The organism is Pseudomonas sp. 2, assembly GCF_056627435.1.
Map to the genome: position 1 here is coordinate 61,237 of NZ_JBWXNG010000009.1, position 25,738 is coordinate 86,974.

Below are 25,738 nucleotides of genomic sequence, written 5' to 3' on the forward strand. Positions count from 1 at the left end.
ATACAGGCCATGACAGAAGTTGCCCAAATCGACGCAACCCAACACGCCCCGTCTGTCATCCGGCAGTTGCTTGGCAAAGCTGCCATCAGCTACCGCGAAGTCATGGACGACGATACGCTCCCCAGCGCGCAGAAGGTTCAGGCCATTCTGGTCCATGACTCCGTCGGCGCCTTGCTGATCCTGTTTCCGCAAAATCAGCTGCTGGACCTCAACCGCCTGACCGAATTGACCGGACGCAAGCTGACTGCCGTCTCGCAAGACCATCTGAACCAGATGTTGAGCAAGAACAACCTGCACGCCCTCCCAGCCCTTCCGGCGCTGACCAGCTCGCCCTGCCTGTACGACGAGCGCGTGCTGCTGGAGCCGACCGTGCTGATCGACTCGGGCGAGCCGGGTGTGCTGCTGGAAATCGGCAGCGACGACTTCAAGACCCTGCTGAACAAGGCCAGTGCCGCACGCTTCGGCGAGCCGGTCACCTCGGTACAGCCCAACCTGACGCGCCCGGACGATGACCGCGAGGAAATCACCAAGGCCGTGCAGAACTTCACCGCCCGCCGCATCCAGCAGCGCCTGGAGGCGACCGTGGAGATTCCGCCGCTGGCCGACACGGCGCAGAAGATCATCAAGCTGCGGGTCGACCCGGACGCGACCATCGACGACATCACCGGCGTGGTCGAAACCGACCCGGCGCTGGCGGCGCAAGTGGTCAGCTGGGCCGCATCGCCTTATTACGGCTCTGCCGGCAAGATTCGTTCGGTCGAAGACGCCATCGTTCGTGTGCTGGGTTTCGATCTGGTGATCAACCTGGCGCTGGGCCTGGCCCTGGGCAAGACCCTGGAACTGCCCAAGGATCACCCGCAACACGCCACGCCTTACTGGCAGCAGTCGATCTACACCGCGGCGGTCATCGAAGGCCTGACCCGCGCCATGCCGCGTGCCAAACGTCCGGAGAGCGGCCTGACCTACCTGGCCGGCCTGCTGCACAACTTCGGTTACCTGCTGCTGGCTCACGTGTTCCCGCCGCACTTCTCGCTGATCTGCCGGCAGATCGAGGTCAACCCGCACCTGCACCACAGCTTCGTGGAGCAGCACCTGCTGGGGATCAGCCGCGAGCAGATGGGTTCCTGGCTGATGCGCAACTGGGACATGCCGGAAGAACTGGCCACCGCCCTGCGCTTCCAGCACGACCCGCACTACGCTGGCGAATACCACGAATACGCCAACCTGGTGTGCCTGGCCGTGCGTCTGCTGCGCAAGGAAGGCATCGGCTCAGGCCCGGTCGAGGGCATCCCGGACGAGCTGTTCGAGCGCCTGGAACTGCCACGCGAGAAGGCTGAAGAAGTGGTGCAGAAGGTGCTTGAAGCCGAGGTGCTACTGCGCGAGCTGGCTTCGCAGTTTCATTGATGCATCGGCCCGCAGAGGTCTCCCGACAAGAGGAGATCTCTGTGGGAGTGAGCTTGCTCACGAAGAGGCCGGCACCTCCGCACCCTATGCAGTGCCGGGAGAGCAGCCTTCGTGAGCAAGCTCACTCCCACAGTTCAGTCCAGCGCAGGGCCAGAACATCAGCAGCGCGTTATTTCTTCTTCGGCTTCAGGTACTTCGTCAGCCCCTGAAACCACATCACCAGACCAGTATTGCCGGTCACCTGAATGTGCTTGTCCTGAATCCCCTGCATGAACGCCAACTGCTTGTTCCTGGCCTGCATCGTCGCAAATCCATAGGCCGCATCGCGGAATGAAATGGCAAACGCAGGCGACTCCACAGCGCCACCCCGGCTGACGACACGCTGATCGCGCACCACGAAATGCCGCGCCACCTTGCCGTCGCTGGTCTGCAGCTGAAAGGTCAGATCCTTGCCGGCCAGCTGTTGCTGGAAAGCCGGGTTGTTGCGACTGGCGCGGGCCATCAACTGGCCAAGCATCCACAGGAGAAAACGGAACTTCATGCTCAAGGCCTCGTGCGATCCGGTGCGAAATGGGGCAATCCAGCGCAGTTTAACGGCCCTGCCGAAAGCGTGAAGAATGGGAACTGGCCGGTCGCAAAGTGGCGGGGCAGACGCATGGCGCGAGCAATAAAAATGGGCACCCACATCCGTGGCGTGCCCATTGGGTCCTGCTGATATCGCCGTTCGCCTTCCGCAAGGCGCACGGCAATCGATTACGGGTTGACGCTGTCTTTGAGGAATTTGCCCGGCTTGAACGCAACAGTGTTGCTGGCCTTGATTTTCACCGGCTCGCCGGTCTGTGGGTTTTTACCTGTGCGCGCGCCGCGATGGCGTTGCAGGAAGGTGCCGAAGCCAACCAGCGTCACACTGTCCTTTTTGTGCAAGGCATTGGTGATTTCGTCCAGGACGGCGTTGAGGACACGATTGGCCTGTTCTTTGGTGAGATCTGCTTTTTCAGCGATAGCGGCTGCGAGTTCTGGTTTACGCATATGAAGCCTCTTTTACGGTTTTTTGTTTTTATGTCCCGTGCTGCCCTTCCAAGGGCGGCGAGCAGGTGCCGCAACGGCTCTACGTAGCGGCAGACCGGAATGAGGATGGCATGCCGCCGATGCGCACGCCAGTGCATGAGCGACGTTTGTATCAACAAAAACGTGCCTTATCCGACAGAACGACCGTTATTTACGCCAGCAGCGGTGGCAAGCCCTTGTTCAGCGCCAGTTTCTCCATCACCGCCGCGCCGGTCAGGGCGTAGCCGAGCAGGTTGCCGCCGGCGTCGTGGCACAGCGCCTTGATGTCCGCGCCCTGCCCTTCGACCGTCCAGGCGCCCTCCAGGCCCTTGGGCACTGGCGAGACCACCAGCGGGCATACCGGGGTTTTCACGGTGATCGGCATCGGCCCGTACTTGACCGCTGTCGACGTGCCCGCGAGGGTTTGCGCCAGCGCACGGGCGCAGCTCATCAGCGGCATCACGTACAGCAGGTTCAGCCCGTCGACTTCGGCGCAGTCGCCCAGGGCGTAGATATTGGCGTGGGAGGTTTTCAGGTGACGATCGACCACCACGCCCCGGCCTGTTTCCAGCCCTGCTGCGGCGGCCAGATCAACACGAGGGCGCAAGCCGATGGCCGAGACCACCAGATCGCACTCGATCACTTCGCCATCGGAAAGATGTGCCGCAAGGCCTTGTTCGGTGCGCAACAGCCGGGTCAGCACCGGCCCCAGATGAAAGCGCGCGCCCAGCCCTTCGAGCCCGGCCTGAACTGCCTGGGCGGCCGCAGGATGCAGCAGGGTCGGCATCACTTGTTCGCACGGCGCCACCAGATCGACCTGATAGCCACCGACGATCAGGTCGTTGGCGAATTCGCAGCCGATCAGGCCGGCCCCCAGAATCAGCACGCGCTGTTTGCCCGCAGCCGCTGCACGAAAGCGCGCGTAGTCTTCCAGGTCGTTGATCGGGAAGATGGCGTCGCTGGCATCGCCCGCCACCGGCACGCTCACCGTCTGCGCGCCCCAGGCCAGGATCAGGTCGCGATAGTGCACCGCTTCCTCGCCGATCCACAGCCGCTTGTGGCCAGGGTCGATGCCGCTCACCACCGTGTGGGTGCGCACTTCGGCCTTGAGTTGCTCGGCCATGGCGCCGGGCTCGGCCATGCTCAGGCCGTCGGCGTCCTTGTTCTTGCCAAAGCCGGTGGAGAGCATGGGTTTGGAGTAGGAACGGCCGTCATCGGCGGTGATCAACAGCAGCGGCGTTTCGCTATCGAGCTTGCGAAATTCCCGGGCCAGGTTGTAGCCCGCAAGGCCAGTACCGACAATCACCACAGGTGCGTTCATTCGTTTCTCCTTGAGTCAGTTGGGGGTCGCGGATCAGGCGATTTCAATCATTTCGAAATCGATCTTGCCCACGCCGCAGTCGGGGCAGAGCCAGTCTTCGGGGACGTCTTCCCAGCGGGTGCCGGGCGCGATGCCGTCATCCGGCCAGCCGTCGGCCTCGTTGTAGATCAGGCCACAGACAATGCATTGCCACTTTTTCATGGTTCGGTTCTCTCGTTTTTCCAAGGCTAAACGTGCCCGCTCGCCGCGCTGTCCTGCGCATGTTTTTGACCGGGTCAGGGCGTTTTACTGATCGAGGCGCAATGACGCAAGTTTCATAAGTGTCAAAGCCTTGCCGCGGCCGCAAGCGATGCCCTGCAATCATGCTAAGCTCGCCGCCTCGATGACTGCCAATATTTGCTCACTGTGATCCAGCAAAATCCTGCAAGTCCCGCACCCCGATGGTTGCTGCGCGATGAACTGATCGAAGCGCCTGAGCCGACCATCCTTGAGTGGCTGTTCCACGAAGACTCCCTCACCCGCCGCCTGACCCGGCTGTCCCATGATGGCTTCAGCGTCTTGCCGCTGTTCGAGGGCTGGCAACGCCTGCGCGCCGACGAGTGCAGCGCGCTGCAACTGCCCGAAGGCAGCGAAGGCTGGGTGCGCGAGGTGTATTTGCGCGGCCATGGCGAAAAATGGGTGTTCGCCCGCAGCGTGGCCGGCCGCACGGCGCTGGAGCAGGACGGCCTGCACATGGATGAGCTGGGCACCCGCTCGTTGGGCGAGCTTTTGTTCAGCGACCGCGCTTTCGCCCGGGGCCCGCTGCAGGTTTGCCAGTACCCCGCCCGCTGGCTGCCCGAGGCAGACGCCAGCGCCAGCCTGTGGGGGCGCCGCTCCTGTTTCAGCCGGGGCCCGCTGAGCATTCTGGTGGCCGAAGTGTTTTTGCCGACGGTCTGGCGTGCCATCGATCTGGCCGCTGATACCCACAAGGAGCGCAACTGATGTACCTGTCGCTGCTCAAGTCTCTGAATCGCCTGCATCCGCGCATCTGGGATTTCATCCAACTGACCCGTATCGACAAACCCATCGGCATCTACCTGCTGCTGTGGCCGACGCTGTGGGCGCTGTGGATTGCGGGCAAGGGCTCGCCGTCGCTGGGCAATGTGCTGATTTTCGTGATCGGCGTGTTCCTGATGCGCGCCGCCGGCTGCGTGATCAACGACTTCGCCGACCGCAAGGTCGACGGCCACGTCAAACGCACCGAGCAGCGCCCGCTGGTCAGCGGCAAGGTCACCTCCAAAGAGGCGCTGATGCTGTTCGCAGTGCTGGTGGCGCTGAGTTTCGCCCTGGTGCTGATGACCAACGCCACGACGGTCTGGCTGTCGTTCGGCGGCCTGGCGCTGGCGGCGACGTACCCCTTCATGAAGCGCTACACCTACTACCCGCAGGTGGTACTGGGCGCGGCGTTCTCCTGGGGCATGCCGATGGCGTTCACCGCCGAGACCGGCAGCCTGCCCGCCGCCGCCTGGCTTTTGTACATCGCCAACCTGTTCTGGACCGTGGGCTACGACACCTATTACGCGATGACCGACCGCGAGGACGATCTGAAGATCGGCGTGAAATCCACCGCCGTGCTGTTCGGCGATGCCGACCGGGTGATCATCCTGACGCTGCAGTGCCTGGCGCTGCTGTGCCTGATGCTGGCCGGTGCGCGCTTCGAACTGGGGCTGTATTTCTTCCTCGGCCTTGTGGTCGCGGCCGGTTGCTATGCATGGGAATTCTGGTCGACGCGGGACAAAGATCCGCAGGCTTGCTTCAAGGCATTCCTGCACAACCACTGGGCGGGGCTGGCGATTTTCGTGGGCATCGTAGTCGACTACGCGATGCGCTGATCGATCAGTTGCGCCAGCCGGGGCCGGCGCAACATCAACAAAGGATCAGGGCTTGGCGACGTGCCAGACACCGCCTTTGCCGTCGCCGGTCTTGTCGCCAGCCTTGTCTTCTTTATAGGTGTACAGCGGCTTGCCTTTGTAGACCCACTGCGAAGCACCGTCTTCACGCTTGATGATGGTCCAGTCACCTTCAGCCTTGTCGCTGGCTTCAGCCTTGAGCGGCGGCCAGTTGGTCGCGCACTGGTCGTTGCACACCGACTTGCCCGCCGAGGTGTCTTTGTCGAAGGTGTAGAGGGTCATGCCATGGTGGTCGGTCAGCACGCCGTCCTTTTCCATCGCCTGATGATGCGCAAAGGCCATTGAGGACGATGCCAACGCAGCCGTCGCCAAGAGACCCATAACAGCAGAAGAGATTTTAGCCATAGGTACATCCTCTTTTTGTTGATGTGTGTGTCAGGCAATCCGAGTGAGACAGGACCACAAGCGTAGCCCCGGATCGGACATTGCGCCCGCAGCCAGCTAACCTGTCACACGACTGCAATAATTCCGTTATCTAATGCGCCCCAAGACAGTTAAATGACATGAGGTTCGAGGCATGGTTGGCAGGAGCATTCTGATCGTCGACGACGAAGCGCCCATTCGCGAGATGATCGCCGTTGCGCTGGAAATGGCCGGCTATGACTGCATGGAGGCAGAGAACTCTCAGCAGGCCCACGCCGTCATCGTCGACCGCAAACCCGACCTGATCCTGCTCGACTGGATGCTGCCCGGCACCTCCGGCATCGAACTGGCCCGTCGCCTGAAGCGCGATGAGCTGACCGGCGACATCCCGATCATCATGCTCACGGCCAAGGGTGAAGAGGACAACAAGATCCAGGGTCTTGAAGTCGGCGCCGACGACTACATCACCAAGCCATTCTCGCCTCGCGAGCTGGTCGCGCGCCTCAAGGCCGTGCTGCGCCGCGCAGGCCCGAACGATGGCGAGTCGCCCATCGAAGTCGGCGGCCTGCTGCTCGACCCGATCAGCCACCGCGTGACCATCGACGGCAAGCCGGCCGAGATGGGCCCCACCGAATACCGTCTGCTGCAGTTCTTCATGACCCACCAGGAGCGCGCCTACACCCGCGGGCAGTTGCTCGATCAGGTCTGGGGCGGCAACGTCTATGTCGAAGAGCGCACGGTGGATGTGCACATTCGTCGCCTGCGCAAAGCGCTCGGCGATGCCTACGAAAATCTGGTACAAACCGTCCGCGGTACTGGCTACCGTTTTTCCACCAAGAGCTGAAACGCTTTTGGGGACGCTCAGCCTTACGCTGAAAGACAAGGACGCGTTAATTGAATCACAACTGGCATGGCACCCTGATCCGCCATCTGCTGCTACTGATCTCGGTCTCGCTGCTGGCGGGGCTGATCAGCGGCCATTACGGCGGGTGCCTGGCTATCGGCCTGGGCTTTTATCTGGTCTGGACCCTCAAACAACTGCTGCGCCTGCACCACTGGCTCAAGCATCACAAACCCGACGAACCGCCGCCGGACGGCTACGGCCTGTGGGGCGACGTCTTCGACAGCATCTATCACCTGCAACGCCGCGACCAGCGCGTGCGCGGCCGTCTGCAAGCGGTCATCGACCGGGTCCAAGAGTCCACTGCGGCGCTCAAGGATGCGGTGATCATGCTCGACAGCGAAGGCAACCTGGAATGGTGGAACCGCGCCGCTGAAACCCTGCTGGGCCTGAAAACCCCTCAGGACAGCGGCCAGCAGGTGACCAACCTGGTGCGCCACCCGCGCTTCAAGGAGTATTTCGAGCAAGGCAACTACGCCGAGCCGCTGGAAATCCCCTCGCCGGTCAACGATCGCCTGCGCATCCAGATGCTGATCACCCGCTACGGCAACAACGAGCATCTGATGCTGGTGCGCGATGTCACCCGCCTCTATCAACTGGAGCAGATGCGCAAGGACTTCGTGGCCAACGTCTCCCACGAGCTGCGCACGCCGCTGACCGTGATCTGCGGGTATCTGGAAACCCTGCTGGACAACGTCGACGAGATCAACCCGCGCTGGTGCCGCGCGCTGCAGCAGATGCAGCAGCAAGGGGGCCGCATGCAGACGCTGCTCAATGACTTGCTGCTGCTGGCCAAGCTCGAAGCCACTGACTATCCGTCGGACAACCAACCCATTAACGTGCCGGGACTGCTGCAGAGCATCACCAGTGACGCCCAGGCGTTGTCCGGCAGCAAGAATCAGAAGATCACCCTGGACGTCGACAGCGACATGAACCTCAAGGGCAGCGAGGCGGAGCTGCGCAGCGCGTTCTCCAACCTGATCTTCAACGCGGTGAAATACACCCAGGCCGAAGGCCAGATCCGCATCCGCTGGTGGGCCGACGGCCGCGGCGCGCACCTGAGCGTGCAGGACTCAGGCATCGGCATCGATCCCAAGCACATCCCCCGCCTGACCGAGCGCTTCTACCGGGTGGATTCCAGCCGCGCCTCCAACACCGGCGGCACGGGCCTGGGCCTGGCGATCGTCAAGCACGTGCTGTTGCGCCATCGTGGCAATCTGGAGATCAACAGCGTACTGGGCAAAGGCAGTGTGTTTATCTGCAACTTTGCCCCGATCCAAATGACCAAACCCTAGCAATGAAGGCGCATAGCCGCTAAATTGGCTCGCTTATGCCCTCCATTTGTGAGGGCTTTTTGATCCCTGCACTCATACGGAACCTGCAAAACTCCATCATGGACCCTTCCCCTGGAATTAGCCTGGCTTCAATTTTCGCCGACTTCGGCATGATTCTCTTTGCAATGATTCTGGTCCTGCTCAACGGCTTCTTCGTTGCGGCAGAGTTCGCCATGGTCAAACTGCGCGCCACCCGCGTGGAGGCCATCGCCGACAAGAACGGCTGGCGCGGCCGCATCCTGCGCACGGTTCACAGCCAACTCGATGCCTACCTTTCCGCTTGCCAGCTGGGTATCACGCTGGCCTCGCTGGGTCTTGGCTGGGTCGGCGAACCTGCCTTTGCCCACTTGCTTGGCCCGCTGTTGGAAGCCATCGGTATTGGCTCCCCTGAAGTCGTCAAAGGCGTTTCGTTCTTCTCTGCCTTCTTTGTCATTTCCTACCTGCACATCGTGGTCGGCGAACTGGCGCCCAAATCCTGGGCGATTCGCAAACCCGAGCTGCTGTCGCTGTGGACGGCGGTGCCGCTGTACCTGTTCTACTGGCTGATGTACCCGGCCATCTACCTGCTCAACGCCAGCGCCAACGGCATCCTGCGCATTGCCGGCCAGGGCGAACCCGGCCCGCATCACGAGCATCACTACAGCCGTGAAGAACTGAAACTGATCCTGCACTCCAGCCGTGGTCAGGACCCGAGCGACCAGGGCATGCGCGTGCTGGCCTCGGCCGTGGAAATGGGCGAGCTGGAAGTGGTCGACTGGGCCAACTCCCGGGAAGACCTGGTCACGCTGAACTCGAAGGCGCCGCTCAAGGAAATCCTCGCGCTGTTCCGCCGCCATAAATTCAGCCGTTACCCGGTGTACGACGCTGAAAGCGGCGAGTTCGAAGGCATTCTGCACATCAAGGACCTGCTGCTGGAACTGGCCGCGCTGGATCACATGCCCGAGTCGTTCAACCTGGCTGAGCTGATTCGCCCGGTGGAGCGCGTGTCCAAGCACATGCCGCTTTCGCGCCTGCTGGAGCAATTCCGCCAGGGTGGCGCGCACTTTGCGCTGGTCGAGGAAGCCGACGGCAAGGTCATCGGCTACCTGACCATGGAAGACGTGCTGGAAGTGCTGGTCGGCGACATCCAGGACGAACACCGCAAGGCCGAGCGCGGCATCCTCGCCTACCAGCCCGGCAAACTGCTGGTGCGGGGCGATACGCCGCTGTTCAAGGTCGAGCGCCTGCTGGGCATCGACCTGGACCACGTCGAGGCCGAAACCCTCGCGGGCCTGATTTACGACAGCCTCAAGCGCGTGCCTGAGGAAGAGGAAGTCATGGAAGTCGAAGGCCTGCGCATCATCATCAAGAAGATGAAAGGCCCGAAGATTGTGCTGGCGAAGGTTTTGAAGCTGGATTGATTGGCCTTGGCCAGAATCGCTTTTGATTCTGGCCGAAGGCCGTGGGAGCTCGGCTTGCCAGCGATCTACTGCGAAGCAGTAGCAAAACCTGACAACCTCAATGAGTCAGACAAACCGAGTTCGCCGGGTTTACTGCCGGTCCCCGGCAGATCGCTGGCAAGCCAAGCTCCTACGGCCTTCGGCCAGAACATCTGCGCCCAGTCTGGCCGTCCCACAGAGTTATGCACCAACCATCAATTCCCGCCCACCGCAAAATTGGGCAGGCTCTGCACCGGTTGGGCGAATTCGTAGGGAATGGACTCCAGCGCCAGCCCTACGTTGCGCTGCACCACGAAGTGCAGATGCGGCCCGGTGCTGTTGCCGGTGTTGCCCGAACGCCCCAGCGGCGTGCCTACGGCGACGTGGTCGCCCTCCTTCACGCTCACCGAGCCCTGCTTGAGGTGCAGATAGACGCCCATGGTGCCGTCGTCATGCAGGATGCGCACGAAGTTGCCCGACGGGTTGGCGCCGCGTCCTGACTGGCCGTTCTCGGTCTTGATCACCGTGCCGCTGCGCGCAGCGATGATCTGCGTGCCCTCGGGCATGGCGATGTCGATCGCATAACGGCTCTTGGCGCCGGTGTGGCTGTACTGGCCATTGGGCCCCTGGCTGATGCGAAACGGCCCGCCGACCCAGGGCAATGGATAGCGATAAACTGAACCCGCGTAGGAAGCGCTGCGCTGTGGATCGCCGACGATGGAACGCAAGCTCGATTTGTAGGCCATGGCCCGGCTGGGGATCTGTGGGCTCAGCGCGATCAGCCGTTCGTTGCTGCGGGCGGGAATGGTCCGGCGAATGACCTGATCGGCCACGCCCACCACGTTCTTGACGCCCGAGAGTTTGAGTTCGACTTCGACCGGTGCATACAGGTCGTTGCGCACATACAGGCTGTCAGTGCCCTTGGCTTTCTTGACGCTCAAGCGCACCTGGCTGTCGATGCGCTCCACCATGCGCTCTCGCAGCTTCATCACTTGCGCGCCGGGGACGGGCTGGTCGGTAAACGAAACCACTCCGTTGGCATCGGTGAATCGGTAGATAGTGACAGCTGCGGCCGATTGCGCAGCCAGCAACAACACACACACCACCAGCAAGCGCTCTAACATCTGGATAGGCCTGGCTAAGGGGACGATGGCGCCCAGCCTAACAGCGAAATCGTAAAAATTGGACGCATGCGTTTCAATCGGCAACAGAACGGGCGTCAAGGAATTCGCGTCAGGGGCGAGCGCGAGGGGATGTGCAATTTCTATGCAGAGATGGAATGGTGAAATTGCCGGGTGGAAATCTGCGAAATGCCAACCCGTGGGAGCCGGCTTGCTGGCGAATGCGGTGTGTCATTCAACATTGCAGCGTCTGGGCTGACGCATTCGCCAGCAAGCCGGCTCCCACAGGGTTCGACCGCGCGTATGGTTACGCGCCGGGAACGAAATGCTTCTGCGCGGTACCGCGGGCAATCAGCCGCGACAGGTAGTCGAGCTTCTGGGTGTCCTGGTCAACGAAACGGAAGGTCAGTTGCAGCCAGTCGCTGTCGGGCTTCTGCTCGAAGGCCGCGATGGCGTGCAGGTAGCCGTTCAGGCGCGCGACCTCGGCGTTTTCGCCCTGCTCAAGGTCGAGCACGGCGCTGTCGAGGATCTGCGGCAGGGCTTCGCTGCGGCGCACCACCAGCGAGGCTTCCTTGAGCGTCAGCGCCTTGATGATGCACGGCTGGATGCCGCTGGACAGGCGCAACTGGCCTTGACCGCGCCCGGTAGGCTCGGCAGGCGCCGCTGGCTTGGCCATGGGCTTGATCAGTGGCTGTGCAGGCGCTGCGGCTGGTGGCGTCGCGCTGACGGTTTCCGGACGGTTGCCGGTCAGGGCGCCCAGCGAATCGTTGGCGAACGCAGCGTTGACCCGCGCAGGGCCACTGCTCATCAGGGCCTCCAGCTTGCCGACCTTGTGCAGCGCCTTCTTGACCTTGGTCAGCAGTTGCTCGTTGGTGAACGGCTTGCCAATGAAATCGGAAACGCCGGCCTGAATGGCCTGGATGACGTTCTCTTTGTCGCCGCGGCTGGTGACCATGATGAACGGCATGCCCTTGAGGCCTTCCTGCTGGCGGCACCAGGTCAACAGCTCCAGGCCCGACATCTCCGGCATTTCCCAGTCGCACAGGACCAGGTCGAACGCCTCGCGGGTCAACAGGACCTGAGCCTTGCGGCCGTTGACCGCGTCTTCCAGGGTGATGCCGGGGAACGCGTTTCGCAGCCCTTTCTTCACCAGATCGCGGATGAACGGCGCATCATCCACCACCAACACACTGACTTTACTCATTGACGCTCCTGATGGCGTGTTCACCGCAAATGGCGAGCATATCGCTGGCTGGTGGCCAACTGCCAAAATTGTTTGACGACACCGGGATAATTATTCGCGGGTGACTGAAAAATAAGTGGCCGAAATCCTGTGGATTCCCAAAAAAAAGCCCGGCATTCGCCAGGCTTTTTCCGTAAGGCAATCTTACTTATCGTCAGGCGAGTCCGGAACATTAGCCATTTCGGCAGACAGGCCTTTGACTTCTTCCTGCATGCGCTTGAGGCCCAGGTGACGTACGTCGGTGCCGCGCACCAGGTAGATCACCAGCTCCGAGATGTTGCGCGCGTGGTCGCCAATACGCTCCAGCGAACGCAGCGCCCAGATCACGTTCAGTACGCGGGAGATCGAGCGTGGATCTTCCATCATGTAGGTGACCAGTTCGCGCAGGGCGGTCTTGTACTCGCGGTCGATGGTCTTGTCGTACTGCGCCACCGACAGCGCCAGATCGGCGTCGAAGCGGGCGAACGAGTCCAGGGCGTCACGCACCATGCTGCGCACCTGATCGCCGATGTGGCGCACTTCCACGTAGCCGCGTGGCGACTCGCCTTCTTCGCACAGCTGGATGGCGCGACGGGCGATCTTGGTGGATTCGTCACCGATGCGCTCCAGGTCGATCACCGACTTGGAGATGCTGATGATCAGACGCAGGTCGGACGCGGCAGGCTGACGACGGGCCAGAATGCGCAGGCATTCTTCGTCGATGTTGCGCTCCATCTGGTTGATGCGGTCGTCGACTTCACGAACGCGCTGGGCCAGGCCTGAGTCGGCGTCGATCAGTGCGGTCACTGCATCGTTTACCTGCTTCTCGACCAGACCACCCATTTCCAGCAGGTGGCTGCGAACTTCTTCCAGTTCAGCGTTGAACTGCTGGGAGATGTGATGTGTATGGCTGTCTTTGATCATGCTGAGTGTCCGTCCGATTGATTGCGCGGTGGTTCAGGGCTGACGAAACACGTGCTAGCCGTAACGACCGGTTATGTAGTCTTCAGTCTGTTTTTTGGCCGGGTTGGTGAACACCGTATCGGTGTCGCCGTACTCGACCACCTTGCCCATGTACAGAAACGCGGTGTAATCCGACACCCGCGCCGCCTGCTGCATGTTGTGGGTAACGATCACAATGGTGTATTTGGATTTCAGTTCGTAGATCAACTCTTCGACTTTTAACGTCGAAATCGGGTCGAGCGCCGAGCACGGCTCATCGAGCAGCAGTACTTCGGGTTCGACGGCGATAGTGCGGGCGATCACCAGACGCTGCTGCTGACCACCGGAAAGCCCGAGCGCCGACTCGTGCAGGCGGTCCTTGACCTCATCCCACAGTGCCGCGCCACGCAGCGCCCACTCGACCGCTTCGTCGAGCTCGCGCTTCTTGTTGATGCCCTGAATCCGCAGGCCGTAGACCACGTTTTCGTAAATGGTCTTGGGGAACGGGTTCGGCTTCTGGAACACCATGCCCACCCGGCGACGCAGTTCGGCGACGTCTTCGACGCGCGTGTTGATATCGCGGCCGTAGAGCCTGATCTCGCCGTCGACCCGGCAGCCGTCCACCAGGTCGTTCATGCGGTTGAAGGTGCGCAGCAGGGTCGACTTGCCGCAGCCCGACGGCCCGATGAACGAGGTCACGCGCTGTTTCGGGATGTTCAGCGCGATATCGAACAGCGCCTGCTTGTCCCCGTAGAACAGGTTCAGGCCCGGCACTTCCAGCGCGATGTCTTCACGGGCAAGGTCCAGTCCCTGGCGCTTGCGACCCAGGGCCGACATGTTGATGCCGTGGGTGTGGGGGTCTTGCTGCATGTCTCACTCCCGTTTCAGCTGCAAGCCTCTGGCTGCGAGCTACAAGTTTGGTGCAAAGGCGACGTTGCTTCTTGCCGCCTGTGACTTAGGTATCGAGTGCCCGGTATTTCTCGCGCAGGCGGTTACGAATGGCCACCGCCGACAGGTTCAGCAAGGCGATCACCAGCACCAGCAACAGCGCCGTGGCGTAGACCAGCGGGCGGGCCGCTTCGACGTTGGGGCTCTGGAAGCCCACGTCGTAGATATGAAAGCCCAGGTGCATGATCTTCTGGTCGAGGTGCAAATAAGGGTAATTGCCGTCCACCGGCAGCGAAGGCGCGAGTTTGACCACGCCCACCAGCATCAGCGGCGCCACCTCGCCAGCGGCGCGGGCCACGGCCAGGATCAGGCCGGTCATCATCGCCGGGCTGGCCATGGGCAGAACGATCTTCCACAGGGTCTCGGCCTTGGTCGCACCGAGGGCCAGCGAGCCTTCGCGCAGGGTCAGCGGAATGCGCGCCAGGCCCTCTTCGGTCGCGACGATCACCACCGGCACCGCCAGCAGCGCCAGGGTCAGCGACGCCCACATCAGGCCCGGAGTGCCGAAGGTCGGCGCAGGCAAGGCCTCGGGGAAGAACAGGCGATCCAGCGAGCCGCCCAGCACGTAGACGAAGAACCCCAGCCCGAACACACCGTAGACGATGGCCGGAACGCCAGCGAGATTGTTCACGGCGATGCGGATCAGCCGGGTCATCGGCCCCTGGCGCGCGTATTCGCGCAGATAAACCGCCGCCAGCACGCCAAACGGCGTGACGATGACGGCCATGATCAGGGTCATCATCACGGTGCCGAAAATCGCCGGGAAGATCCCGCCCTCGGTGTTCGCTTCACGCGGGTCTTCGCTGAGGAATTCCCACAGTTTCTTGAAATAGAAGCCCAGCTTGGTCGCCACGCCCATGGCGTTGGGCTGGTAGGCCCGCACCACTTTGCCCAGGCTGATCACCACTTGCTTGCCATTGGCGTCGCGGGCGGTGAGGCTGTCGCGATCAAAATCACTGTGCAGCGTGAGCAGACGCGATTCGATGGCCTTGTAGCGTGCGTCGTACTCGGCGCGCTCGGCGGCCATATCGGCCTGGGCCTCGGCGTCCAGCGTCCCATTGAGTTCCAGCTTGCGGGCCTGCAGGCGCAGGCGTTCGATGCCGTGGTTGATCGCGCCGATTTCGGTTTTCTCAAGGCGATTCAGCTCACTGGCGATCTTCTGCACCCGGGCGATGCGCGCCTGCAGTTGCGGCCACGCGGCCTCGCCTTCGGCGACGACTTTGTCGCCTTCCTTGACGTTGACCAGGTAGCCGTAGAAGTTGCCCCACTCACGACGCTCGATGGCCATCAAGTCCGCAGGCTTGCTTTGATCGGTCAGCCATTCGCCGACGATCCAGCTGAAATCGCTGGGATTCAGATCACGATTGCCGATCTTGAACAGGTCGCGGGTCATGAATTCCGGGCCCTGGTCAGGCACCGGCAGCCCGGCGCCCTTGAGGCGCGCCCGGGGCACTTGCTCGGACTGCGCCAGCTCGCCCACCAGCACGTGTTTTTCCTGGCCGGGCACATCGTATTGCGCGGAAATAATATCGGCCGGCCAGAAATGCCCCAGCCCGCGCACGGCGATCACCGCCAGCAGGCCGATGGTCATGATCACGGCAATGGAAACAGCGCCCGCACTGATCCATACGCCGGGGGCGCCGCTTTTGAACCAGCTCTTGAGGGAGGTCTTTTTCATCACGTTCTACCTGCCCTAGAGAGACGAATACTTCTTGCGCAGGCGCTGACGAATCAGCTCCGCCAAGGTGTTCATGACAAAGGTGAACATCAAGAGCACCAGCGCCGCCAGGAACAGCACGCGATAGTGGCTGCCGCCCACTTCGGACTCGGGCATTTCCACCGCGACGTTGGCCGCCAGCGTGCGCATGCCTTCGAACAGGTTCATGTCCATGATCGGCGTGTTGCCGGTGGCCATCAGCACGATCATGGTTTCGCCGACCGCGCGGCCCATGCCGATCATCAGCGCCGAGAAAATACCCGGGCTGGCAGTGAGGATCACCACGCGGGTCAGGGTCTGCCATGGCGTGGCGCCCAGCGCCAGCGAACCCAGGGTCAGGCTGCGCGGCACGCTGAAGACGGCGTCTTCGGCGATGGAGTAGATGTTGGGGATGACTGCAAAGCCCATGGCCAGGCCGACCACCAGGGCGTTGCGCTGATCGTAGGTGATGCCCAGGTCGTTGGTGATCCAGGAGCGCATGTCGCCGCCGAAGAACCAGTTTTCCAGGTGCGAGCTCATGCCCAGCGACACCCAGCCCACCAGCAGGATGACCGGAATCAGGATCGCGCTTTCCCAGCCGTCCGGCACCCGCAGGCGCAGCGACTGCGGCAGGCGCGTCCAGGCGAACCCGGCCAGCAGAATGCCGATCGGAGTGAAGATCAGCAGGCTGAAAATCCCCGGCAGATGCCCTTCCAGATACGGCGCCAGAAACAGCCCGGCAAAGAAACCGAGAATCACCGTGGGCAGGGCCTCCATCAGCTCGATCACCGGCTTGACCTTGCGGCGCATGCCCGGAGCCATGAAGTAGGCGGTGTAGATCGCCGCAGCCACCGCCAGCGGCGCGGCCAGCAACATGGCGTAGATCGCCGCCTTGAGCGTGCCGTAGGTCAGCGGCGCGAGGCTGAGCTTGGGCTCGAAATCGGTGTTGGCCGCCGTGGACTGCCAGATGTACTGCGGCGCGTCATAGTTCTCGTACCAGACCTTGTCCCACAGCGCGCTCCACGACACTTCCGGATGCGGGTTGTCCAGCGTCAGCGGCTGGACCTTGCCGCCCCGCTCGACCAGCACCAGATTGGCCCGTGGCGACATGGCCATCAGCGCCGGGCCGTCGGTGACCTGATCGACCAACAGCGTGCGATGGGCCGTACTGTGGAACACGCCGAGCTTGCCGGCGGTGTCCATGGCGATGAAGCCCTTGCGGCGCTGCTCTGGCACGATCTGGGAAATCGGCGCACCACCCAGCTTAAAGTCGCGGATGTGCTGCAGGCGCATCTCGCCATCGACATCGCGGGCCATGAACCACTGCGCGATACCGCCTCTGGAGTTGCCGATCACCAGCGAAATCCCGCCCACCAGCTGGATACTGGCGGTGATCTCGGCGTTGGCGTCTTCCAGCAGCTTGTAACGGCCATTGAGGCTGCGATCACGCAGGTCAAACACGTCCGCCTGGGCGCGGCCATTGATCACGTACAGCCACTGTTGGCGCGGGTCGACGTAGATCGCTTTTACCGTGGCAGACAACTGCGGCAGGTCGATGCGGCTCTGCTCATTGCTGGTCTCGCCGGTCATCAGGTTTTCGCGCTGGCTCAGCGACAGCACATGCAATTGAGTGCCAGTGGAACCCGCGACGATCAGCGTGGAATCTCCGGCGTTGAGGCTGATGTGCTCGACCGCCCGGCCCTCTTCATCCAGCACCAGCGGTGTTTCGCCGTACGGATAGGTGATGGCAGGCGTGATGGTTTTCTTGTTGTCCGGGTAGCTGATCGGATAGGCATGTCTGAACACCAGCACCTGGCCGTTGGACAGGCCCACGGCGATCACCGGTTTGCCGGGCTGATCCTTGGCGACGGACGTGACATGGGCGCCTGCGGGCACCGGCAGGCTGACGCGGGACAGCTCGCTGCCATCCTTGATCAGGAAGAAAACGGCCTGGCCGGTGTCGGACACGCGCATGCCGACCTCATTCTGCTCCTCGATGGCGAACACCATGGGATTGCCGGCGTCCTGCAGCCAGGAGGGGGTCAGCGCAGGCCTGGCAGTCAGCGTCGCCCCCTTGAACAGCGGCGCGACCACGTAGGCCAGGTAGAAGAAAATCAGGGTAATTGCGGCCAGCACGGCAAGTCCGCCCACCAGCACGTACCAGCGCGTCAGACGGTCCTTGAGCGCACGAATACGACGCTTGCGTTGCAGCTGCGGCGTATTGAAATCAATGCGCTCGGGTGGAGACTTATCGGTCATCGATGAATTGGCCAAATCATTCATGCGCACACCCTAGTCACTGTGTATGACAGATACATGACAGCGTGGTGACGCAAAAAAGCCCGTCGCCCCGAATATCGTGGCAACGGACTGCTCATTGTTTCGCGAGCCTCGTTCCATAAGGCCTTTTCGTTTACTGGCGGGACGTCTGCCACCCCGCTGCTGGGTTCTATGGCGGCTCTGCGTGCCACCCCCTTGTTAAAGCCCCAGATCAGCCAACGCCTTGCTGGCAACCTTGGCTGGAAGTGGAATGTACCCGTCTTTGATGACAACTTCCTGACCTTGTTTGGACAAAATCAGTTTCACGAACTCGGCTTCCAGCGGGTTCAGCGGCTTGTTCGGCGCCTTGTTGACGTACACATAAAGGAAGCGGGCCAGCGGATAGGTGCCGTTCAGAGCGTTCGCTTCGTTGTCTTCGACGAATTCGCCGCCTTCCTTTTTCGCCAGCGGCACGGTGCGCACGCTGGACGTTTTGTAACCAATGCCCGAATAACCGATGCCGTTCAGCGAGCTGCTGATAGAGCTGACCACCGAGGCCGAACCCGGCTGCTCGTTGACGTTGGGCTTGAAGTCGCCTTTGCACAGGGCTTCTTCCTTGAAATAACCATAGGTGCCGGATACCGAATTGCGCCCGAACAACTGAATGGACTTGCCCGCCAGGTCGCCCGTCACACCGACATCACCCCAGGTCTTGGCTTCGCCCTTGGCGCCGCACAGCCGGGTGGCCGAGAAAATCGCATCCACTTGCGCCAGCGTCAGGCCCTTGATCGGGTTGTCCTTGTGCACGAACACCGCCAGCGCATCCACCGCCACCGGGATTGCCGTCGGCTTGTAGCCGTATTTCTGCTCGAAGGCCGACAGCTCGCCGTCCTTCATCTTGCGGCTCATCGGGCCCAGGGTTGCCGTGCCTTCCGTCAGCGCGGGCGGCGCAGTGGAGGAGCCTGCCGCCTGGATCTGGATATTTACCGTCGGGTATTCCTTCTTGTAGGCCTCCGCCCACAGGGTCATCAGGTTGGCGAGGGTGTCGGAGCCGACGCTGGACAGGTTGCCCGAAACGCCAGTGGTCTTGACGTAAGGCTTGATCGCCGGATCGACCGCGGCCACGGCCTGGGCTGCGGCGACGCCAGCGGCCACCAAGGTGAATGCGGTCAACAAACGCTTGAATGTCATGCCTGGCTCCTGGCGAGGTAAGAGTGCTGGCCGGGTGGATGGTGGCCATGTGACTACTCTATGACGACATTGTTACAGACAGATGAAACACGGGCACGATTTTGTTTCATTCGCCATGGCCTTCAGCGCAGGGTCCTGTAAGCACAAAGCCGATCGCGATTGCGATAAGCCTCACATTTTTTATCGCCAAACTCTTTACATCTCCGGAGAGATATGACTACGTCTCAACCTAATTCTGTAGAAAAGGATTCAGACATCAAAATAAAAAAATCGCGATATAACGAGTATTGATTACTCCGATTGAATCTGATGTAGCACCGCACACGGACTACGATGAGAATCAGGCAATGTTCGTAGCTCCCACTTCATCATCAAGCAAGCGTGCAACTACAAGCGTTCGAATCGAGGCAGAGCAACAATCCCGCGTCGAACGGTTTCATCACACCACCTTTAACCAGGCGTGGCTCTTAACCATGCCCTTGTAAATCAGAAAATCAGAAGGAACCTGAATATGCGCACTCAACATTTCGACTCTGCCACAAACACACCGCCATTCGGCTATCGATATTCATATATCCCTGAACCACCACGCTCATCCAACGTTAGTAAGCGCCGAATGTTCCCGTACCTGCCGGCCCCGATTGACCCTCAATTTGGCGTGGGTGGGAAAGTGAGCCTCCGCCGAGGCTATTCGCATTTCCCTTTCGGATGCGTGCACATCATCCCGAGCCGGAAAAGCCCTGGAACTTATTATACGGCGTACGCTTCCAGGCATTGGGACTGCGCCACAGGCGCTATCTGTCGGTTAAAGGCTGACGGCAGCCTTGACACTAGTTTCAATAAAACCGGCACAGTTGAACTCGATGGGTGCTTCGCGACACCGAACAATCTGATCGAGGATGAAGACGGTAGCGTCATTGCGCTGTGCTATGTATATGATCCCAATATCTTTAACAATTATCGTCTCCAACTGGTCAAACTCACGCCCTCCGGCCAGCTGGACGTCGCTTTCGGGAATAGTGGGTGGATCGATCTGTGGGAGTTGATGGAACATGCCACTCCGCCGCAGCGCTTGGGCTTGACACTTCATGATGGAAAATACCTGGTCAATGTCATGGGAGACCTCCCCCGTCCCGAAGGTGGATATTATTGGGAAACGTTTTTGATCATGATCACTCAACGCGGGGAAGCCGATATAAGCTTTGCGCAAGGGGGCGTTAAAAAACTGGCCTTTCAATTCAGTCAGGATCTAAATGAGCAATTCAATGTCACTTGTATCGCAAGTATTCGAATTGGCGCGGCAAATAGAAAAATAGTGATTGCTGGCCAACGCGATGTTCCGGGCGATCTGTTGACAACCTTACTGTGTCTGGATGGCCGAGGTGAAGTGGATACGGCATTTGGTAAAAACGGAGTGTGCGTTATACCTCCAGCCCCAGGTCACATTGACTACCCATACGTCTTTCACATGGGCGCCGACGATGACAGCAAGCGCATCACCGCCACTGGCGAGGGCCCCTTTATTTGCCGTATTACCTACGCCGGGGAAATGGCACAGGAATTCAATGGCGGCCAGCTCGTCACCCACCCCGAAATGCCCAATGCAATCTGGGGCGGTACAACCAAGCTAGGCACCGATGGGATCGCAGGAACCGGAGTTTTTGAAGGAACGCTTTATACATTTGCCTACACAGCCAAAGGCGAGCTGAATAAGAGCTTTTGTCCACCTGACGGTATCGGACAACTTTCTGAGCTATTGGCGATGTCGGGCCCACTGCCAGCGCCAGTGTACGATCCGTTATCCAACCGCCTCATCTTTCCGGGCTGGATGCATGAGAAGCAGCAGGAACTGCATGCGGGGTTGGTGGCAACCAAAGGGTAACCAGCCAACTGGCATAAACATTCATGAGCAGATCCCGAGCTGCAGAGCATTTGCTTTTTGCCATTCGGGATCCTATTAAATCTCACGGTATGACGTAGGGCCAATCCCGAGCATTTAGTTGGCCGTTGTCATCAAAACTTGATACACACCCTGTTCAAAAATGCGAACACGCTCCCGTAAAGCGCAGCCTCCATTTAAAGGTATAACATCATGGACATTCGACCTCGTGTACAAAGATTGGAATCTGAAATCTATGGCCCTACAGCTGACAGCCAGCCCTCGCCTCCCCGGTCATTGGGATCGCTCGCATATGATCAGACATTCGGAATCGCAGGCAAATTAAGGCTAGGCAACATCACCGGTTGGGCCTCATGCATAATACCCAGCACCACCAAGCAAGGGTATCTACTCGCTACCTATTACGAAACACTCAACCCCTCTACACCGGAGCGGCAATACGCCGCTCACGTGGCACGATTCGACACAGCCGGAAATCTGGACACTTCATTTGGGGATCTTGGCACAGGGTTCATCGATGCACATTTCACCCGAGCTCCTGGAAGGATATCGATACTCAGAGGCCTTCACGAAACAACGGCTGGTGATACTTTCAATTGGGGAGCCATCTCGTGGTTAGACAACAGCGTCCTCTACTCTTCTTATGCCATTACAAAGAGATTGAGCAGCGGCGTGTTGGATTCAAGCTTTGGCTTAGACGGAAAAGTGGATATCCATACACTTGTAGATTTTGAAGCACAACTGATCAGTGGCAACTCCTGCATTGTGTCCGCAAAGGGTATATTTGTCGGCATTATTGAAACAACTGAGGATGGCAGCACTTATCATATTTTACGATTAACACCTGAAGGCGCACTGGATCCCCAGTTTCAGAAAGGCGGTCTATTGACACCCAAACATCCCGAACACCCCACAAAGCTGATCCTGATAACAGGCCTGAGCGCCAGTCTGGATGGCGGTATTCTCGCCTGCGGGGCGAGTTACATGTCCGATGGTTCTGCCTGGTCCGGGCTGATCATGAAATTCGACAGCCAAGGCAATGCGGATAACACATTTGGAACAAACGGATTCAGCGAAACCGAGATATCAGATCACTACCCTCAGTTCAATTCCGTCTCCGATGGCGACAGCGTTATGCTCGTGGCAGGCTTGGCGGTTTCTGACCGGGGTGATGAAAGCCTGGTCGGGCGGTACAGTATCAATGGCTCGCCGGAAGATGCCTTCAACGGGGGCCAGCCGGCCATACACGCGTTCATCGATCCGCCCTACCTGGATCAGTGGCATCAGGCGCGCATAGCGGAGCAAACGGCTGGAAAAGTGATGACAAAGGGAAGCTGGACGCTACCCACATCATCCGGACCTGTACTCGGGCGTTTCAATAAGGATGGCAGTATCGACGAAAGCTTCGTACCAGGCCCAGAAAAATTTGGAACACTGACCGACGCGGATTTTTTCTCCAACACGCAGACCGGATTTGTCCAGCCTGGACCAGACCAGGTACTGATTGCAGGTTCGGCCGGTGGCAACCCAGCGATACTCGCCATCAAGGTCTAACGGTGCATGCAAAGCGCCCGCGGCTTGATCACGCCGCGAGCGCAAAGCTCTTCTACATTACTAAATCCGTCGACTACGCAGCAGGTAGAGGCCGATCCCCATTCCTAACCCACACAGAATCGCCACATACCAGGCCGGCCCCATCGGATTCGCCTTGAGCATCAGGGTCACGACCATCGGCGTCAGGCCGCCGAAAATGGCGTAAGCCAAATTGTAGGAAAACGACAGGCCGCTGAAGCGCACTACAGGCGGGAAGGCCTTGACCATCACGAACGGCACGGCGCCGATGGTGCCGACGAACAGGCCGGTGATGGCGTACAACGGATAGAGCCAATCCGGGTTCGTGCCGACGGTGTGGTAGAAGGTCCACGAGCTGACCAACAGGCCCAGCGAACCCAGCAGGAATACCAGACCTGCGCCGAAGCGGTCGGCCAGCGCGCCGGCACCGATGCAGCCCAGGCTGAGCAGGACGATCGCCAGGCTGTTGGCCTTCAGCGTGACCGCCGGCGCGAAGCCGTACATGGTTTGCAGCAGGGTCGGGGTCATGAGGATGACCACCACAACACCTGCCGACAGCAGCCAGGTCAGTAGCATCGACAGCACCACGGCGCCGCGATGGTCGCGCAGTACCGCCTTGAGCGGGACTTCTTCGGCCAGCGCCTTGCGCTGTTGCATCTCGGCGAAAACCGGGGTCTCGTGCAGCCAGCGACGCAGGTATACCGACATCAGGCCGAACACGCCGCCCAGCAGGAATGGAATCCGCCAGGCGTAATCCGAGACCTCGGCCGGCGTATAGATGCTGTTGATCCAGGTGGCCACCAGAGAGCCCAGCAGAATTCCTGCGGTCAGGCCCGAGGTGAGGGTGCCGCAGGCGTAACCGACGTTACGTGAGGGAACGTGCTCGGAAACGAATACCCACGCTCCTGGCACTTCGCCACCAATGGCAGCGCCCTGAATGACGCGCATCAGCAGCAGCAAAAGCGGCGCCCAGATGCCTATCTGCGCATAGGTCGGCAGCAAGCCCATGATCAGCGTCGGCACGGCCATGAGGAAGATGCTCAGGGTGAACATTTTCTTGCGGCCCAGCAGGTCGCCGAAGTGCGCCATGACGATGCCGCCCAGCGGGCGAGCCAGATAACCGGCGGCAAAAATGCCAAACGTTTGCATCAGGCGCAGCCATTCAGGCATGTCCACGGGGAAGAACAGCTTGCCGACAACGGCTGCGAAGAACACGAAGATGATGAAATCGTAGAATTCCAGCGCACCGCCCAGGGCAGACAGCGACAGGGTTTTGTAATCGTTGCGGGTCAGTGGACGCGAAGGCTGCGCGGCACTTGAAGACACAGAGGACATGACAATGGCTTCTCTTTTGAGGCTCTCTTGGGACAAATAATCAACAGCGAGGCAACCGTGGGTAACGGCAGTACACGCGATTTTTTCGTCTCGAGGAGTTAATCGGGCATCAAAATTGCGTGCCAATGTCGGCGTAGTGCGCCAGATCGGTTCGGCACGATAGCAAATTGTCGGGAAATACACATAGACCGAAACAACAGCCGGTCAAAATCGAAACCCGACGGTCGAAGCATGGCGCAGGGCCCGATATACTTGCCGGCCGCGACTCAACCGGTCATTCGAGGGAATTTGTGCGAAGTCATTTAGCCAAGTCGATTTCGCAGAACTTCCCTTTCAAATGTAATAAATGACATGAGAGTCATGGGTCAGAGGGACCCTCGGCATGATAGAGCTCGAACAGGAAGACCCGATCCCGCAAGGCGATCTGGCGTTGCAAATCACTGCACTGCCCCGTGAAACCAACGGCTTTGGCGACATCTATGGCGGCTGGCTGGTCGCGCAGATGGACCTGGCCGGCACCGCCATGGCCAGCAAGGTCGCAGGTGGCCGCGTTGCAACCGTGGCCATCGATCGTATGGCGTTTCTGGTCCCGGTGGCCGTGGGCGCGCAGCTGTCCTTTTACACCCAGACCCAGGAAATCGGCCGCAGCTCGATCCGCATGATGGTCGAAGTGTGGAGCGACGACCCGCTGTCCAGCGAATGGCGCAAGGTGACCGAAGCGGTATTCGTGTTCGTCGCGATCGACGGCAGCGGCCGCACCCGCTCGGTACCGGCCCGGCGCTGAGCACCGGCGGCATCATCGCACTTGGCATTGCGCGGTAAACTCATCAAGCTTGACAGAGTCTGAATCAGTCACTGTCCTTTGAGTGAGTACCCTTATGCCTACGCCAGAAGTCGAATCCATCCAGCTCGGTGAGCTCAACTGCTGGCGCATCCGCCACGGCCAGGCGGAACTGGTGATCGCCCAGCAGGGCGCGCACATCGTCAGCTACCAGATTGACGGCGACGAGCCGCTGATCTGGTCCAACCCCGGCGCAGTGTTCAAGCACGGCAAGGCGATTCGCGGCGGCATGCCAATCTGCTGGCCGTGGTTCGGCAACTTCCAGCGCAACCCGCAAAGCGTGCAGGCCATGCGCCAGAGCGGCGAGCCGGCCAACGCTCACGGGGAAGTCCGCGCCATCGATTGGGAATTGATCAACATCGCCGAGGACGGCGAGGCGCTGATCGTCGAGTTCATTCAACTCAAGGCGGAAGGCCAATTGCCGGGCTGGCCGCACACGGTTGGCCTGAAGCTGAGCATTCGCCTGGATTCTGCGCTGAACGTGAGCCTGTTGAGCTACAACGCCGGCGATCATGAAGTGACGCTGAGCCAGGCGCTGCACAGTTATTTTGCGGTCAGCGACATCCATCAGGTCAGCATCCAAGGCCTGGATGGCGTCAGCTACCTCAATACGCTGGAGAGCTGGGACACGGTCCAGGTGCAGTCGGGTGACATCAGGTTCATCGGCGAGACAGATCGTATCTACCAGGGCACACCGGAGCTGATTTCCATTGTCGACCCTGCGTGGAAGCGCAGGATCCAGATTCAGACCCAAGGCTCGAATTCGTCGGTGGTATGGAACCCGTGGATCGACAAAACCAAGACCTTCAGCGACATGGAGGCTGATGGCTGGAAAGGCATGGTCTGTGTTGAAACGGCCAACGTGATGACGGATGTCGTGACGCTCAAACCCGGCGACATGCACGCGATGAGCGTGAGCATTTGGGCTGAGCCTCTGGACGCGAAATAACACACGACCTCTGTAGGAGCGAATT

At 60.4% G+C, this 25,738-nt stretch carries 23 protein-coding genes; 10 read left to right on the forward strand and 13 right to left on the reverse strand.

Translation table 11 applies throughout. The features are described from left to right. Nucleotides 1–9 precede the first annotated feature (9 nt). Nucleotides 10–1,404 (forward strand): HDOD domain-containing protein, encoded by a 1,395-nt coding sequence (locus AC1MEK_RS16390; protein ID WP_480397335.1) that lies wholly within the window; start codon nt 10–12, stop codon nt 1,402–1,404. 169 nt (nt 1,405–1,573) lie between these two features. On the opposite strand, the gene AC1MEK_RS16395 is transcribed toward AC1MEK_RS16390, so the two are convergent. The 4 genes from AC1MEK_RS16395 to AC1MEK_RS16410 form a co-directional block, all read right to left on the reverse strand. Then, complete coding sequence (locus AC1MEK_RS16395; RefSeq protein WP_480397336.1) at nt 1,574–1,945, reverse strand: SCP2 sterol-binding domain-containing protein; 372 nt, start codon at nt 1,943–1,945, stop codon at nt 1,574–1,576. A gap of 212 nt (nt 1,946–2,157) precedes the next feature. Then, a complete protein-coding gene (locus tag AC1MEK_RS16400) occupies nt 2,158–2,433 on the reverse strand; it encodes an HU family DNA-binding protein (RefSeq protein WP_037017594.1) in 276 nt (91 codons plus the stop codon). A gap of 190 nt (nt 2,434–2,623) precedes the next feature. Beyond that, nucleotides 2,624–3,772 (reverse strand): NAD(P)/FAD-dependent oxidoreductase, encoded by a 1,149-nt coding sequence (locus AC1MEK_RS16405; RefSeq protein ID WP_480397337.1) that lies wholly within the window; start codon nt 3,770–3,772, stop codon nt 2,624–2,626. 33 nt (nt 3,773–3,805) lie between these two features. Then, nucleotides 3,806–3,973 (reverse strand): rubredoxin, encoded by a 168-nt coding sequence (locus AC1MEK_RS16410; protein ID WP_198727897.1) that lies wholly within the window; start codon nt 3,971–3,973, stop codon nt 3,806–3,808. A gap of 243 nt (nt 3,974–4,216) precedes the next feature. Between AC1MEK_RS16410 and AC1MEK_RS16415 the strand changes: the two genes are divergently transcribed. Beyond that, nucleotides 4,217–4,753 carry a chorismate--pyruvate lyase family protein gene (locus tag AC1MEK_RS16415; RefSeq protein WP_480397338.1) on the forward strand — a complete coding sequence of 179 codons (537 nt, stop codon included), beginning with the start codon at nt 4,217–4,219 and terminating at the stop codon, nt 4,751–4,753. After that, nucleotides 4,753–5,643, forward strand: coding sequence for a 4-hydroxybenzoate octaprenyltransferase (gene ubiA, locus AC1MEK_RS16420; RefSeq protein ID WP_480397339.1), 891 nt, complete (start codon nt 4,753–4,755; stop codon nt 5,641–5,643). The genes AC1MEK_RS16415 and ubiA overlap by 1 nt, the downstream gene beginning before the upstream one ends. Before the next feature lie 45 nt (nt 5,644–5,688). Here the strand turns inward: ubiA and AC1MEK_RS16425 are convergent, their stop codons facing one another. Beyond that, nucleotides 5,689–6,066, reverse strand: a complete 378-nt coding sequence (locus AC1MEK_RS16425; protein ID WP_480397340.1) for a COG4315 family predicted lipoprotein — start codon at nt 6,064–6,066, stop codon at nt 5,689–5,691. 172 nt (nt 6,067–6,238) lie between these two features. Here AC1MEK_RS16425 and phoB point away from each other — a divergent pair, with 172 nt between their 5' ends. The 3 genes from phoB (at nt 6,239) to AC1MEK_RS16440 (ending at nt 9,719) form a co-directional block, all read left to right on the forward strand. Next, a complete protein-coding gene (gene phoB, locus AC1MEK_RS16430; RefSeq protein WP_062379821.1) occupies nt 6,239–6,928 on the forward strand; it encodes a phosphate regulon transcriptional regulator PhoB in 690 nt (229 codons plus the stop codon). 50 nt (nt 6,929–6,978) lie between these two features. Further along, the gene (phoR, locus tag AC1MEK_RS16435) at nt 6,979–8,280 is read left to right on the forward strand and encodes a phosphate regulon sensor histidine kinase PhoR (RefSeq protein ID WP_480397341.1); all 1,302 of its coding nucleotides are present in this window, start codon (nt 6,979–6,981) and stop codon (nt 8,278–8,280) included. A 98-nt stretch (nt 8,281–8,378) separates the two neighbouring features. Continuing rightward, nucleotides 8,379–9,719 carry a hemolysin family protein gene (locus AC1MEK_RS16440; RefSeq protein ID WP_480397342.1) on the forward strand — a complete coding sequence of 447 codons (1,341 nt, stop codon included), beginning with the start codon at nt 8,379–8,381 and terminating at the stop codon, nt 9,717–9,719. A gap of 233 nt (nt 9,720–9,952) precedes the next feature. Here AC1MEK_RS16440 and AC1MEK_RS16445 read toward each other — a convergent pair whose 3' ends face one another. The 7 genes from AC1MEK_RS16445 to AC1MEK_RS16475 form a co-directional block, all read right to left on the reverse strand. Next, on the reverse strand, nt 9,953–10,861 hold the full coding sequence (locus tag AC1MEK_RS16445; protein ID WP_480397343.1) for a peptidoglycan DD-metalloendopeptidase family protein: 909 nt from the start codon (nt 10,859–10,861) through the stop codon (nt 9,953–9,955). Nucleotides 10,862–11,165: 304 nt separating this feature from the next. After that, nucleotides 11,166–12,062, reverse strand: a complete 897-nt coding sequence (locus tag AC1MEK_RS16450) for a response regulator (RefSeq protein ID WP_480397344.1) — start codon at nt 12,060–12,062, stop codon at nt 11,166–11,168. A 183-nt stretch (nt 12,063–12,245) separates the two neighbouring features. Next, nucleotides 12,246–13,004: a phosphate signaling complex protein PhoU gene (gene phoU, locus AC1MEK_RS16455; RefSeq protein ID WP_480397345.1), complete on the reverse strand. Its 759-nt coding sequence runs from the start codon at nt 13,002–13,004 to the stop codon at nt 12,246–12,248. Between the two features lie 54 nt (nt 13,005–13,058). Continuing rightward, nucleotides 13,059–13,892 (reverse strand): phosphate ABC transporter ATP-binding protein PstB, encoded by an 834-nt coding sequence (gene pstB, locus AC1MEK_RS16460; protein ID WP_480397346.1) that lies wholly within the window; start codon nt 13,890–13,892, stop codon nt 13,059–13,061. 85 nt (nt 13,893–13,977) lie between these two features. Next, on the reverse strand, nt 13,978–15,648 hold the full coding sequence (pstA, locus tag AC1MEK_RS16465; protein ID WP_480397347.1) for a phosphate ABC transporter permease PstA: 1,671 nt from the start codon (nt 15,646–15,648) through the stop codon (nt 13,978–13,980). A 15-nt stretch (nt 15,649–15,663) separates the two neighbouring features. Next, a complete protein-coding gene (locus AC1MEK_RS16470; protein ID WP_480397348.1) occupies nt 15,664–17,949 on the reverse strand; it encodes an ABC transporter permease subunit in 2,286 nt (761 codons plus the stop codon). A gap of 195 nt (nt 17,950–18,144) precedes the next feature. Further along, entirely contained in the window at nt 18,145–19,116 is a 972-nt protein-coding gene (locus AC1MEK_RS16475) for a phosphate ABC transporter substrate-binding protein PstS family protein (RefSeq protein ID WP_480397349.1), read from the reverse strand. 511 nt (nt 19,117–19,627) lie between these two features. Here AC1MEK_RS16475 and AC1MEK_RS16480 point away from each other — a divergent pair. Both AC1MEK_RS16480 and AC1MEK_RS16485 read left to right on the forward strand, forming a co-directional pair. Continuing rightward, nucleotides 19,628–20,998 carry an NHL repeat-containing protein gene (locus AC1MEK_RS16480; RefSeq protein ID WP_480397350.1) on the forward strand — a complete coding sequence of 457 codons (1,371 nt, stop codon included), beginning with the start codon at nt 19,628–19,630 and terminating at the stop codon, nt 20,996–20,998. Nucleotides 20,999–21,208: 210 nt separating this feature from the next. After that, the gene (locus AC1MEK_RS16485; protein WP_480397351.1) at nt 21,209–22,570 is read left to right on the forward strand and encodes a hypothetical protein; all 1,362 of its coding nucleotides are present in this window, start codon (nt 21,209–21,211) and stop codon (nt 22,568–22,570) included. A gap of 60 nt (nt 22,571–22,630) precedes the next feature. Here AC1MEK_RS16485 and AC1MEK_RS16490 read toward each other — a convergent pair whose 3' ends face one another. Then, complete coding sequence (locus AC1MEK_RS16490; protein ID WP_480397352.1) at nt 22,631–23,923, reverse strand: MFS transporter; 1,293 nt, start codon at nt 23,921–23,923, stop codon at nt 22,631–22,633. 382 nt (nt 23,924–24,305) lie between these two features. On the opposite strand from AC1MEK_RS16490, the gene AC1MEK_RS16495 reads away from it, so the two are divergent. Both AC1MEK_RS16495 and AC1MEK_RS16500 read left to right on the forward strand, forming a co-directional pair. Next, nucleotides 24,306–24,707: an acyl-CoA thioesterase gene (locus AC1MEK_RS16495; protein ID WP_480397353.1), complete on the forward strand. Its 402-nt coding sequence runs from the start codon at nt 24,306–24,308 to the stop codon at nt 24,705–24,707. A 94-nt stretch (nt 24,708–24,801) separates the two neighbouring features. Then, nucleotides 24,802–25,713, forward strand: a complete 912-nt coding sequence (locus AC1MEK_RS16500) for a D-hexose-6-phosphate mutarotase (protein WP_480397354.1) — start codon at nt 24,802–24,804, stop codon at nt 25,711–25,713. Nucleotides 25,714–25,738 lie beyond the last annotated feature (25 nt).

Excerpts from the sequence above, each read along its gene's own strand:
- AC1MEK_RS16390 (WP_480397335.1), top strand. The coding sequence starts at position 10 with ATGACAGAAGTTGCCCAAATCGACGCAACCCAACACGCCCCGTCTGTC.
- AC1MEK_RS16395 (WP_480397336.1), bottom strand. The coding sequence starts at position 1,945 with ATGAAGTTCCGTTTTCTCCTGTGGATGCTTGGCCAGTTGATGGCCCGC.
- AC1MEK_RS16400 (WP_037017594.1), bottom strand. The coding sequence starts at position 2,433 with ATGCGTAAACCAGAACTCGCAGCCGCTATCGCTGAAAAAGCAGATCTC.
- AC1MEK_RS16405 (WP_480397337.1), bottom strand. The coding sequence starts at position 3,772 with ATGAACGCACCTGTGGTGATTGTCGGTACTGGCCTTGCGGGCTACAAC.
- AC1MEK_RS16410 (WP_198727897.1), bottom strand. The coding sequence starts at position 3,973 with ATGAAAAAGTGGCAATGCATTGTCTGTGGCCTGATCTACAACGAGGCC.
- ubiA (WP_480397339.1), top strand. The coding sequence starts at position 4,753 with ATGTACCTGTCGCTGCTCAAGTCTCTGAATCGCCTGCATCCGCGCATC.
- AC1MEK_RS16425 (WP_480397340.1), bottom strand. The coding sequence starts at position 6,066 with ATGGCTAAAATCTCTTCTGCTGTTATGGGTCTCTTGGCGACGGCTGCG.
- phoB (WP_062379821.1), top strand. The coding sequence starts at position 6,239 with ATGGTTGGCAGGAGCATTCTGATCGTCGACGACGAAGCGCCCATTCGC.
- AC1MEK_RS16440 (WP_480397342.1), top strand. The coding sequence starts at position 8,379 with ATGGACCCTTCCCCTGGAATTAGCCTGGCTTCAATTTTCGCCGACTTC.
- AC1MEK_RS16445 (WP_480397343.1), bottom strand. The coding sequence starts at position 10,861 with ATGTTAGAGCGCTTGCTGGTGGTGTGTGTGTTGTTGCTGGCTGCGCAA.
- AC1MEK_RS16450 (WP_480397344.1), bottom strand. The coding sequence starts at position 12,062 with ATGAGTAAAGTCAGTGTGTTGGTGGTGGATGATGCGCCGTTCATCCGC.
- phoU (WP_480397345.1), bottom strand. The coding sequence starts at position 13,004 with ATGATCAAAGACAGCCATACACATCACATCTCCCAGCAGTTCAACGCT.
- pstB (WP_480397346.1), bottom strand. The coding sequence starts at position 13,892 with ATGCAGCAAGACCCCCACACCCACGGCATCAACATGTCGGCCCTGGGT.
- pstA (WP_480397347.1), bottom strand. The coding sequence starts at position 15,648 with ATGAAAAAGACCTCCCTCAAGAGCTGGTTCAAAAGCGGCGCCCCCGGC.
- AC1MEK_RS16470 (WP_480397348.1), bottom strand. The coding sequence starts at position 17,949 with ATGAATGATTTGGCCAATTCATCGATGACCGATAAGTCTCCACCCGAG.
- AC1MEK_RS16475 (WP_480397349.1), bottom strand. The coding sequence starts at position 19,116 with ATGACATTCAAGCGTTTGTTGACCGCATTCACCTTGGTGGCCGCTGGC.
- AC1MEK_RS16480 (WP_480397350.1), top strand. The coding sequence starts at position 19,628 with ATGCGCACTCAACATTTCGACTCTGCCACAAACACACCGCCATTCGGC.
- AC1MEK_RS16485 (WP_480397351.1), top strand. The coding sequence starts at position 21,209 with ATGGACATTCGACCTCGTGTACAAAGATTGGAATCTGAAATCTATGGC.
- AC1MEK_RS16490 (WP_480397352.1), bottom strand. The coding sequence starts at position 23,923 with ATGTCCTCTGTGTCTTCAAGTGCCGCGCAGCCTTCGCGTCCACTGACC.
- AC1MEK_RS16495 (WP_480397353.1), top strand. The coding sequence starts at position 24,306 with ATGATAGAGCTCGAACAGGAAGACCCGATCCCGCAAGGCGATCTGGCG.
- AC1MEK_RS16500 (WP_480397354.1), top strand. The coding sequence starts at position 24,802 with ATGCCTACGCCAGAAGTCGAATCCATCCAGCTCGGTGAGCTCAACTGC.